The organism is Yinghuangia aomiensis (assembly GCF_039542225.1).
Classification (GTDB): Bacteria; Actinomycetota; Actinomycetes; order Streptomycetales; family Streptomycetaceae; genus Yinghuangia; species Yinghuangia aomiensis.
The window spans coordinates 224,747-236,566 of sequence record NZ_BAABHS010000007.1 but is presented as its reverse complement, the minus strand read 5'-3'; the positions used below and the strand labels follow the sequence as shown (position 1 = coordinate 236,566).

General features: G+C 72.3%; 8 protein-coding genes. 7 read left to right on the top strand and 1 reads right to left on the bottom strand.

Annotated features, from left to right (window positions below; all coding sequences use genetic code 11):
• Window position 1 precedes the first annotated feature (1 nt).
• The 6 genes from ABEA93_RS12035 to ABEA93_RS12010 all read left to right on the top strand — a co-directional run bounded on the left by ABEA93_RS12035 (window position 2) and on the right by ABEA93_RS12010 (window position 9,557).
• Window positions 2-1,549, top strand: a complete 1,548-nt coding sequence (locus ABEA93_RS12035; RefSeq protein ID WP_345675423.1) for a lysine N(6)-hydroxylase/L-ornithine N(5)-oxygenase family protein — start codon at window positions 2-4, stop codon at window positions 1,547-1,549.
• 193 nt (window positions 1,550-1,742) lie between these two features.
• The gene (locus ABEA93_RS12030; RefSeq protein WP_345675523.1) at window positions 1,743-3,521 is read left to right on the top strand and encodes an IucA/IucC family protein; all 1,779 of its coding nucleotides are present in this window, start codon (window positions 1,743-1,745) and stop codon (window positions 3,519-3,521) included.
• A 28-nt stretch (window positions 3,522-3,549) separates the two neighbouring features.
• Window positions 3,550-4,380, top strand: coding sequence for a carbon-nitrogen hydrolase family protein (locus tag ABEA93_RS12025; protein WP_345675422.1), 831 nt, complete (start codon window positions 3,550-3,552; stop codon window positions 4,378-4,380).
• Between the two features lie 159 nt (window positions 4,381-4,539).
• A complete protein-coding gene (locus ABEA93_RS12020; protein WP_345675421.1) occupies window positions 4,540-5,505 on the top strand; it encodes an SGNH/GDSL hydrolase family protein in 966 nt (321 codons plus the stop codon).
• Between the two features lie 128 nt (window positions 5,506-5,633).
• On the top strand, window positions 5,634-7,778 hold the full coding sequence (locus tag ABEA93_RS12015) for an ATP-dependent DNA helicase (RefSeq protein WP_345675420.1): 2,145 nt from the start codon (window positions 5,634-5,636) through the stop codon (window positions 7,776-7,778).
• A 93-nt stretch (window positions 7,779-7,871) separates the two neighbouring features.
• Window positions 7,872-9,557: an outer membrane protein assembly factor BamB family protein gene (locus ABEA93_RS12010; RefSeq protein ID WP_345675419.1), complete on the top strand. Its 1,686-nt coding sequence runs from the start codon at window positions 7,872-7,874 to the stop codon at window positions 9,555-9,557.
• A gap of 104 nt (window positions 9,558-9,661) precedes the next feature.
• Here ABEA93_RS12010 and lexA read toward each other — a convergent pair whose 3' ends face one another.
• Window positions 9,662-10,339, bottom strand: coding sequence for a transcriptional repressor LexA (lexA, locus tag ABEA93_RS12005; RefSeq protein WP_345675418.1), 678 nt, complete (start codon window positions 10,337-10,339; stop codon window positions 9,662-9,664).
• Between the two features lie 802 nt (window positions 10,340-11,141).
• Between lexA and nrdR the strand changes: the two genes are divergently transcribed.
• Window positions 11,142-11,744, top strand: coding sequence for a transcriptional regulator NrdR (gene nrdR, locus ABEA93_RS12000; protein ID WP_423535274.1), 603 nt, complete (start codon window positions 11,142-11,144; stop codon window positions 11,742-11,744).
• Window positions 11,745-11,820: the final 76 nt, after the last annotated feature.

Sequence of the window (11,820 nt, the reverse complement as noted above, 5' to 3'; positions counted from 1 at the left end):
CATGACCGCCCGCGAACTCCCCGGGCCGCGCGCCGCCGGCGCGCGGCCCGACCCCGGCACCCCCGTCCACGACCTCGTCGGCATCGGCATCGGCCCGTTCAACCTCGCCCTCGCCGCCCTCGCCGACCGAGTCGGCGGATTACGCACCCTCTTCCTCGACCGCGCCCCCGCCTTCCACTGGCACCCCGGGCTCCTCATCGACGGCACCACCCTCCAAGTGCCGTTCCTCGCCGACCTGGTCTCCCTCGTCGACCCCACCAGCCCGTGGTCGTTCCTCGCCTACCTGCGCGCCCACGACCGGCTCTTCCCGTTCTACTTCGCCGAGCGGTTCCACATGCCGCGCCGCGAATACGACCACTACTGCCGCTGGGTCGCCGACGCCCTCCCGTCCTGCCGCTTCGGCGCCGACGCCACCACCGCCGACTGGGACCCCGACACCGCGACCTACCGCATCGAATTCCGGGACACCGCCACCGGCGAGATCCACCAGGCCGCCGCCCGCCACCTCGTCCTCGGCATCGGCACCGAACCCGTCGTCCCCGCCCCGTTCGCCGACCTCCTCGACCCCCACGGCGAACCCCCGCCCGACAATTCCGGCCACGACCCGTCCGGCAGCCCCGGCCACCCCGACGTCCTGCACAGCGCCGACTACCTCGACCACCGCGACGCCCTCACCCGCGCCCGCGACGTCACCGTCGTCGGCTCCGGCCAATCCGGCGCCGAAGTCTTCCTCGACCTGCTGCGCCGCCGCACCTCCCCACGCCACCGGCTCAGCTGGCTCACCCGCTCCCCGGCGTTCGCCCCCATGGAGTACTCGAAACTCGGCCTCGAACACTTCACCCCCGACTACACGCGCTACTTCCACGCCCTCGACGAACCCGTCCGCGACCGCCTCGTCCCCGCCCAAGCCCAGCTCTACAAAGCGGTCAGCGCCGAAACCCTCGCCGCCATCCACGACGAGCTGTATGAACGCGGCATCGGCGGCCACCGCGTCCGCGCCACCCTCATGCCCGGCGTCAGCGTCGGCGCCGCCGCCCGCACGCGCGACGGACTCGAACTCGGCTGCCACCACGCCCACCAAGGCCGCGCGTTCACCCACCACACCGACATGGCCGTCCTCGCCACCGGCTACGCCCCGCGCCGCCCCGACCTCCTCGCCGCCCTCGACCCGCACATGCGCCGCGACCACGCCGACCGGCCCCGCATCGCCCTCGACCACCGCATCGAACTCGCCCCGCACATCACCGGCGGGCTCTACGTGCAGAACGCCGAACTCCACACCCACGGCGTCGGCACCCCCGACCTCGGACTCGGCGCACACCGCGCCGCCGTCATCCTCAACAGCCTGTGCGGCCGGCCCGTCTACCGGCTCCCGGAACGCACCGCCTACACCACGTTCGGCCTCGCCGCAGGCGACATCGCCGCCGGCCCCGCCGACCACCCCGGCCCGGCAAGCCCCGCCGCCGAACCACCCGAACCACACCCCCACCGGCCCCGGCACGAACGACGCCCCGACGAACGGGAGACCCCGCGTGTCCCTGCCCACTGACGTGAACGACACGACCACCGCCACCGCCACGGCCCCCGGCACCGCCACGGCCCCCGGCACCGCCACGGCCCCCGGCACCGACACGGCGACCGGTCCCGCCACCGCCCTCGACCACGCCCCCGGCTTACCCGCCGCCCGCACCGCCCCCGAACCGCCCCCCGCCGACCACGGCTGGGCCCGCGCCGGACGCGCCATGCTCGGCAAAGCCCTCGCCGAATTCGCCTACGAAGAACTCCTCCTCCCCGTCCACGAACACGACGGCACCTACCGCGTCGACCTCCCCGGCGAAGTCCGCTACCGCTTCCACGCCCGCCGCGGCGCCTACGACAGCTGGCACGTCGACCCCGCCACCATCCGCCGCACCAGCCCCCTCGGCGACGAACCCGGCGACGACATGCTGCGGTTCCTCCTCGACGCGCACTCCGCCCTCGGCCTCACCGGCGACACCGCCGGCCACCTCGTCCGCGAAATCACCGCCACCCTCGCCGCCGACGTCGCCACCAACGCCACCGCCCAACCCGCCGCCGTCCTCGCCGAACTCGACTACGCCGCCCTCGAAGGCCACCAAACCGGCCACCCCTGGCTCGTCGCCAACAAAGGCCGCATCGGCTTCTCCGCCACCGACGCCGCCGCCTACGCCCCCGAATCCCGGCGCCCCCTGCGGCTCCCGTGGATCGCCGTCCACCGCAGCCTCGCCACCTACCGCGGCATCCCCGGCCTCGAAGAACACCGGCTCTACGCCGACGAACTCGACCCCGCCACCGCCGCCCGCTTCCACGACCGCATCACCGCCGCCCTCGGCGAAGACGCCGACCACGCCGCCTACCTGTGGCTGCCCGTCCACCCCTGGCAATGGGACGAAACCATCGCCACCCTCTACGCCCCCGACATCGCCGCCGGCCGCATCATCCGCCTCGGGGAAGCCCCCGACCGCTACCTCGCCCAGCAGTCCGTCCGCACCTTCCTCGACATCGACCAGCCCGCCCGCCGCACCGTCAAACTCCCGCTGTCCGTCCTCAACACCCTCGTCTACCGCGGCCTGCCCACCGAACGCACCCTCGCCGCCCCCGCCGTCACCGCATGGGTCCACGGCATCCGCGACAACGACCCGTTCCTCCGCGACGAATGCCGCGTCATCCTCCTCGGCGAAACCGCCTCCGTCACCGTCCGCCACCCCGTCCTCGAAGACGTCCCCGGCGTGCCCTACCAGTACCGCGAACTCCTCGGCGCGATCTGGCGCGAACCCCTCAGCCCGCACCTCGCCCCCGACGAACACGCCCGCACCCTCGCCTCCCTCCTGCACGTCGACCCCTACGGCCGGCCCTTCGTCGCCGAACTCGTCGACCGCTCCGGCCTCGCCCCCCGCGCCTGGCTCCGCGCCCTCTTCCACACCCTCCTCCCGCCGCTCCTGCACTGCCTCTACCGGCACGGCCTGGTCTTCTCCCCGCACGGCGAAAACACCATCGTCGTCTTCGACGGCGACGACATCCCCGTCCGCCTCGCCGTCAAAGACTTCGTCGACGACGTCAACATCAGCGACCAGCCCCTCCCCGAACTCGACGGCATCCCCGCCGCGGCCGCCCACGTCCTCCTCCGCGAACCCCCGGCATACCTCTGCCAGTTCATCCACGCCGCACTCCTCGTCGGGCACTTCCGCTACCTCGCCGACCTCGCCGACACCCACCTCGGCATCCCGCAACCCGACTTCTGGACCCTGGTCCGCGACGAAATCCTCGACCACCACGCCCGATTCCCCGAACTCGCCGACCGCCACGCCCTGTTCGACCTGCTGACCCCGCGCATCGACCGGCTCTGCCTCAACCGCAACCGGCTCATCCTGGACGGCTACCGCGACCGCGCAAGCCGCCCGCACGTCGCCGCGCACGGCACCGTCCCCAACCCCCTCCACGACCCCGCGGGCACCCTCAGGCACCCGCTCGTCCACGACAAGGCCGCCCGACCCATGGTGTGATTCCGATCACGATGTAACAATGCCGCCCGTGACGTTGGATCGAGCGCCCCTGCGCGTGGCCGCGGCCCAGGCCCACGCCCTGGCCGGGAACGTGGCCGAAAACGTGGCAACCGCCGCCCAGCTCGTCCGCTTCGCCGCGGCCTCGGGCGCCGACATCGTCGTGCTGCCCGAGATGTTCCTGTCCGGGTACGACCTCGACCTCATCCGCAGCGACCCCGCCGCCTGCGACGTCGTCCCCGGCGACCGCCGCCTCGACGACCTCGCCGCCGCCTGCTACGCCAGCCGCACCGTCGCCGTCGTCGGCGCCGCCGTCCGCCGCGGCGGACGCCGCACCATGTCCCTCATCGTCGTCGGCCTCGACGGCGAAGCCCAGATCGCCTACGACGCCCAACACCTCCCGCGCGACGCCCGCACCCTCTTCGAACCCGGCGACCACGGCTGCTCCGTCGAAGTCCGCGGCTGGCGCCTCGGCCTCGGCACCCGCAGCGACATCGGCTTCCCCGAACACGTCCGCGCCGCCACCATGGACGGCTGCGACGCCTACCTGTGCTCCGGACTGTTCACCCGCGGCGACCTCGAATACCGGCGCGGCCTCTTCCTCGCCACCCGCGCCCTCGAAAACACCTGCTACACCGTCCTCGCCAACCACGTCGGCGCCACCGGCGACGGACCCGCGTGCGGCCGCAGCGCCGTCTTCGGCCCCGACGGCCGCGTCGTCACCGAAGCCGACGGCGAACGCGTCGACGTCATCACCGCCACCCTCCAGGACTTCGAAGTCGAAGCCGCCCGGGAAAGCCTCACCATGCTCGCCGAACTGCCGTGCCCCGCAAGCCGCCGCGAACGCATCAAACTCGACTGACCCCAGCCGGAACGCGCGCCCTGCCCACCCCGATCTGGCGCCCCGCACACCCCCGCGCTTAAGCTCGCCCGAGGCCTACCGGCGGGTAACGCGGCACTGCGCCACCGCGCCCCCGCCCGCACCGGCCGCAAACGACCAGCCGACCAGGGGAGCGCCGCAGTGGGCCAGGGACGAATCCTCGCAGCGACCGCCGCCGCCGCGGCCCTCCTGCTCACCGCCTGCTCGTCCTCCTCCGGCAGCGACCCCGCAACCACCGCCGCCGCCCCGGCCCCCACCACCCCGGCCGCCGCACCCACCGCCCCAGGCCCCGCCGCCGGACCCGGCGGCTCCGCCTACGTCGCCCTCGGCGACTCCTACAGCGCCGGCGTCAAAATCTCCGCCACCCTCCCCGGCACCCCCGCCGTCTGCGCCCGCAGCGCCGACAACTACCCCCACATCCTCGCCAAGGCCCTCAACGTGCCGTCCTTCACCGACGTCACCTGCGGCGGCGCCGTCACCGACGACTTCGCCGCCGCCCAAAAAGGCGGCGCCGACGGCAACTCCATCTCTCCGACCCCCCAATACGACGCCCTCGGCCCCGACACGAAACTCGTCACCATCGGCATCGGCGGCAACGACATCGGCTTCGGCGGAATAGTCGCCACCTGCGCCCTCGGCAGCGGCTCCACCACCTCCGCCACGCCCTGCACCGACACGTTCACCAAGAACGGCACCGACACCCTCAAACAACGCATCGACGCCACCGGCACCAAGATCGACAAGGTCCTCGCGACCGTCCACACCAAATCCCCGAACGCCCGCATCCTCCTCGTCGGCTACCCCGCGATCCTCCCCGAGACCGGCGACGGCTGCCGCGACAAACTCCCCGTCGCCCCCGGCGACCTCCCCTACCTGCGCACCACCCTCGGCAACCTCAACAAGATGCTCGCCGACCGCGCCGCCGCCGGAAACGCCGCCTACATCGACACCTACACCCCCGGCCGCGGCCACGACGTCTGCCAGCCCGCAGGCACCCGCTGGATCGAAGGCCTCGCCCCCGAACAGCCCGCCGCCCCCGTCCACCCCAACGCCCTCGGCCAGCAAGGCATGGCCGCCGCCGTCCTCGCCACGGCCAAAACCGCCTGACCCGGACACCGCAGCCCACCACCCGCAACCACCCCCGGGCCACCCCACCGGCCACCCCCGGGCCACCCCACCGGCCACCCCGGGACACCGTCCGGAAACGTCCGCCGCCTGGCCTAGGCTTGGCCCCGATGAGCGACACCGCGGAAACCGCAACCCCCCCGACCGGCACCGCCCCCACCGGCACGCCCACCAGCCCTGGGCCCACCGGACGCCCCGGCGTCGGCGACCTCCTCGACGCCGCCGTCGAAGCCGTCGGAGGCACCCGGCGACCCGGCCAAATCCGCATGGCCGAAGCCGTCGCCGGCGCCATCGCCCGCCGCGAACACCTCCTCGTCGAAGCAGGCACCGGCACCGGCAAATCCCTCGCCTACCTCGTCCCCGCCCTCGCCGGACGCGGCCGCGTCGTCGTCGCCACCGCCACCCTCGCGCTGCAACGCCAACTCGTCGAACGCGACCTCCCCCGCACCGTCGACGCCCTCCACCCCCAACTCCGCCGCCGCCCCACCTTCGCCACCCTCAAGGGCCGCAGCAATTACGTCTGCCTCCACCGCCTCCACGACGGACCCCCCGACGAAGGCGACCAACTCTTCGAACCCTCGCCCACCTCGCAAATCGGCCGCGACATCATCCGCGTCCGCGACTGGGCCGACGACACCGAAACCGGCGACCGCGACGACCTCAGCCCCGGCGTCAACGACCGCGCCTGGGCCCAAGTCTCCGTCTCCTCAAGCGAATGCCTCGGCGCGAACAAATGCCCCTACGGCGAAGACTGCTTCGCCGAACGCGCCCGCGACATCGCCAAACAATCCGACATCGTCGTCACCAACCACGCCCTCCTCGCCATCGACGCCCTCGAAGGCGCCCCCGTCCTCCCCGAACACGAAGTCCTCGTCGTCGACGAAGCCCACGAACTCGCCGCCCGCGTCACCGCCGTCGCCACCGACGACCTCACCATCGGCACCGTCGAACGCGCCGCCCGCCGCGCCGCCAAACTCGCCAACGAAAAAGCCGTCGACGCCCTCCAGACCGCCGCCGAGGCCTACGCCAAAACCATGGGCCCCCGCGAACCCGCCCGCATCAACGAACCCGACGCCGACCTCGGCTGGACCCTCGCCGCCCTCCGCGACGCCTGCCGCGCCGTCATCACCTCCCTCGGCGAAGTCCGCGACAAAACCCTCAGCGACGAAGACGCCTCCCGCCGCCAAGCCATGGCCTCCGCCCAGTCCATCCACGACACCTGCGAACGCATCCTCGGCGGATCCCCCTACGACGTCCTCTGGGTCGAACGCAACGACCGCGTCGGACCCTCGCTGCGCATCGCCCCCCTCGCCGTCGCCGGACTCCTCCGCGACGCCCTCTTCGGCGACCGCACCGTCGTCCTCACCTCCGCCACCCTCAAACTCGGCGGAGACTTCACCGGCGTCGCCCGCACCCTCGGCCTCAACCCCGAAGGACTGCTCCCCGAACCCGGCGCCACCGTCCCGGTCACCGCCATCCCGGCCGCCAAGCCCGCCGCCGACCGCGCCACCACCGACGACGACACCGACGACACCGCCTCCGGCACCTCCGACCAGGACGACGCCGACCCGGACAACGACACCGACCTCGCCGTCTGGCGCTCCCTCGACGTCGGATCCCCCTACGACTACCCCCGCCAAGGCATCCTCTACGCCGCCAAACACCTGCCCCCGCCCGGCCGCGACGGCATGCACGCCGACACCCTCGACGAACTCGCCGAACTCATCGAATGCGCCGGCGGCCGCACCCTCGGCCTCTTCTCCTCCCGACGCGCCGCCGAAGCCGCCACCGAAGCCCTCCGCGAACGCCTCGACCTGCCGATCCTCTGCCAAGGCGACGACTCGCTCCCCGAACTCCTCAAAACGTTCGCCGAAGACACTCGCACCTGCCTCTTCGGCACCCTCTCCCTCTGGCAAGGCGTCGACGTCCCCGGCCCCTCCTGCCAACTCGTCGTCATGGACCGCATCCCCTTCCCCCGCCCGGACGACCCCCTCATGGCCGCCCGCGCCCAAGCCGTCCACCAGGCCGGCGGCAACGGCTTCATGGCCGTCTCCGCCACCCACGCCGCCCTCCTCATGGCCCAAGGCGCCGGACGCCTCATCCGCGCCGGCGAGGACCGCGGCGTCGTCGCCGTCCTCGACTCGCGCCTCGCCACCGCCCGCTACGGCGGCTTCTTCCGCGCCTCCATGCCCGACTTCTGGTACACCACGGACCGCAACCAAGTCCGCAAGTCCCTCGCCGCGATCGACACCTGACGAACCATCCGGCAACCGCACCGTCCGGCCGGAACGTATCCTCGGACCGGCGCGCGCCGACCCACGGCCGCGCCACGCACCCGAGGGGGGAGCATGTCGCAGCCGCCGAACGGCCCCTACGGCCCGCCAGGGAACCCGCCGCCAGGACCACCCGGCCCGCCCGACAACACCCCGCCCTGGCAAGCCATGACCCACGCCGGCGGCCCCTCCGCGGCGGTCCCCCCGCAAAGCAAGCCACCGACCACCCCGCCCGCGGGCCCCACCCCGGCCGCGGTGCCGCCCGGCGCCGAACCCGGACTCTCCCTGCCCGGCGTCCCCCCGCCCCCCGGCACCCCCAGCCCAGCCGGTCCGCCCGGCCCGGCAGCCGCGGCCTACCCCGGCAGCACCCCGGCGCCCGCCACCCCGCCCTACAGCTACGGGACCTCCAGCACCCCGCCGCCGCAGCGCACCCCCGGCCGCGGCCTCATCGCCGGACTCTCCACCATCACCGCACTGGCCGTCATCGCCGCCGGCGCCCTCGGCTACCTCTACGCCACCAAAGACGACGGCGGCACCGGCCCCGGCGGCGGCCTCGCCACCGACGGCAAAACCATGCGCCAAGCCTGGAAAAGCCCCGCCCCCGGCGCCCGCATCGACATGCTCGGCACCTGGACCGCACCCGGCCGCACCATCGCCGGCGACAAAACCGCCCTCGTCGCCTACGACGCCGGCACCGGCGCCGAAATCGGCCGCTTCACCCCGCCCACCGGCGAATTCTGCGGCATGGCCGCACACGGCAGCGACGGCGTAGGCCTCGCCATGTACGGCCCCAAGGACGCCTGCGACACCACCGTCGCCGTCGACCTCGCCACCATGCGCAGCCTCTGGGACAAGAAAACCAAGACCGCGGCCACCGGCGACAAATACCGCAGCGTCGAAACCGACAGCGGACCCGGCACCGCCGTCCTCTCCACCAGCACCGGCGTCGCCGCCTTCGGCCTCAAAGACGGCGTCCAGAAATGGAGCTGGAACTTCGACCGGAGCAGTACCAGCACCACCGACGACCCCGAAGTCGACGCGCTCCGCATCGACGGCGGCACCGTCCTCGTCGAACTCGGCCAGTACACCAAAAACACCCCCGCCCAAGTCGTCGCCCTCGACGCCGCCGACGGCCGCAGAAAATGGCAGACCACCATCCCCGTCACCGACAGCGGATACTCCACGGTCTACCTCGTCAACGCCGAACCCGCCGTCGTCGAAATCCAACGCAACGGCAGCTACTACCTGCAAAGCCTCGGCGACCAAGGCCAACTCCGCGCCGAAATCCCCCTCCGCGGCCCCGACGGCACCCTCCGCGCCTACGACACCCGCAGCGCCGCCTACAGCTCCGACTTCGGCGCCGCACCGCAATACGGCGTCGTCATCACCAAGGACACGCTCTTCGCGACCGCCGTCAAACGCGACCAGCCCGCCGGCCAAGCCGTCCGCCTCGTCGCCTTCGACCTCGCCAGTGGAAAAGCCCGCTGGAGCACCGCCCTCGGCGGCGACCTCTACAACGCCGACGTCGTCGGCACCGACGACACCGCGGTATTCGTCCTCGGCCGCGGACTGCCCGGCACCCCCGGCAAACTCGTCTCCGTGAAACGCCAGGACGGCACCGTCCGCGGCGCCCGCGCCGTCGACGGAAAAGACTTCCTGACCGCCGACGAACGCGCCGGCTGGAGCCTCGCCGACCAGCGCCTCACCGCCTTCGCGTGGACCGCCTATCCGGAAGTCCCCGCCCTCGTCACCCTGGCCTGACCGGCACCCCGGAGGAACACAAAAACGGGCCGCGGAACACCTTCGTGTTCCGCGGCCCGATTCCGTTCGGGGATACGCCGGGAGACGCCCGGCGCGGTTCCCGGTCAGACCCGGCGCATCACCGCGACGACCTTCCCGAGAATCGTCGCGTCGTCACCCGGAATGGGCTCGTACGACGGGTTGTGCGGCATCAGCCAACGGTGCCCGTCGCGATTCCGCAGCCGCTTCACCGTCGCCTCGCCGTCCAGCATCGCGGCCACGATGTCGCCGTTCTCCGCCACCGGCTGACGGCGCACCGCGACATAGTCGCCGTCCATGATCGCCGCCTCGATCATCGAATCACCGCTCACCTTGAGCAGGAAAACCTCGCCGTCGCCCACCAGCTGGCGGGGCAGCGGGAAAACGTCCTCGATCGACTGCTCGGCCAGAATCGGACCACCCGCGGCAATGCGCCCCACCACCGGCACATACGACGCGGCCGGCCGGTCCGCGCCATTGGCCGCGGTGCCGTTCGCGCCCGCCGCACCCGGCGCGCGGGCGCCGTCGGGGGAGCGGACCTCGTACGCCCGCGGACGGTGCGGATCGCGGCGCAAATACCCCTTGCGCTCCAGCGCCATCAGCTGGTGCGCCACCGACGACGTGCTCGACAGGCCCACCGCCTCGCCGATCTCGCGCATGCTCGGCGGATAGCCGCGCGACTCGACCGACGCGCGGATGACCTCCAGGACCCGGCTCTGGCGCGGCGTCAGACCGCCCGCGCCGCGGCGCGGCAGCGCCCGCACCTGACCCGACTCCGACCGTTCCCCCCCGGGTGCGTCCGTTGCGGCTGCGGTGTTCCGGGCGGCACTGGCAAAGGCCGGCGACGGAACGCCTCCGGTGGCTTCTCCGGACACGGGTTTCCCCTCTCGACGGATTACTCGCACACGGAGAACGGTAGCCCGGTTCGAAAGGTTGCGCCAAACACACGTTCGAGTGAATTTGGTCGATTCCGTCGCCGAGCACTCCACTGGCGTAGTATTTAATCGTACAGGTATTCGATCGAAAGTTTGTACAGTGTCCGCCGCTTCCGCGTCGAAACCGTCGATCACGGCGCGTTCGCGCAGCCGCTCCCGGTTCCGCCCGGCCCGCGAATCCGGAGTGTGCGAACCGGGATTCACGAGGCCCCCGCGACACTCCGCACCACCTGGGGCAGACCTGCGGACAAAGTCCGAACTGTCCGACATCTCCCGTAACATGCGGCCACCCGGCTGAATTTTCGCCCCACGGGTTTCCGACTCCGACGCGGTGACCTGCACCGATGACGAGAGGTGGCAACACCCTCTCCGAGCGTCAGTGTGTCGGCTTGCAGCCCCCCGGGCGGAGGCCTACGGTAGCCACTACATCTTGTGGTCCGGTCTTCGAACTAACCCACAAGTTGTGGTCGCCGTATATATCACATCCCGAAGCGCACCCGACGCCAACCTCGCCCGAACGAGGACCGGGGGCGCGGGCGACGACCGACCCGGACAGCATCCCGGCAGCCCCACAGGCCCCCGATGCCGCCCGACACCAGCAGGCAGGCACTCAGGGGAGGACACACCAGTCATGCACTGCCCCTTCTGCCGGCGACCCGACAGCCGCGTCGTCGACAGCCGCACCACCGACGACGGCGCCGCCATCCGCCGCCGCCGCTCCTGCCCCGACTGCGGCCGCCGCTTCACCACCATCGAGTCCGCCTCGCTCACCGTCGTCAAACGCAGCGGCGTCACCGAACCCTTCAGCCGCGACAAAGTCGTCACCGGCGTCCGCAAAGCCTGCCAAGGCCGCCCCGTCACCGAAGACGCCCTCGCGCAACTCGGACAACGCGTCGAAGAAGCCGTCCGCGCCACCGGCTGCGCCGAACTCAGCACCCACGACGTCGGCCTCGCCATCCTCGGACCCCTCCGCGAACTCGACGAAGTCGCCTACATGCGCTTCGCCTCCGTGTACCGCGCCTTCGACTCCCTCGACGACTTCGAAGCCGAAATCGCCCTGCTCCGCACCGGCGCCGCCGACGCCCTCGCCACCCCCGGCGAACCCGGCACCCCGTCCACCGCACCCGCCGAAACTCCCCCCCGAACCGGGGGATTGGATCCGGCCACCGATGGACAACCACACAAACTGCACCCCCCGGAGCCCGCGCCCACGGCCGGGCCCCACCCCGGCTGAGCACCCCCGCAGCCGCACAAAACCGCATTACCCACTGGTGGAACGAACGACGGGCCACCCGATCGGGCACGCCGGA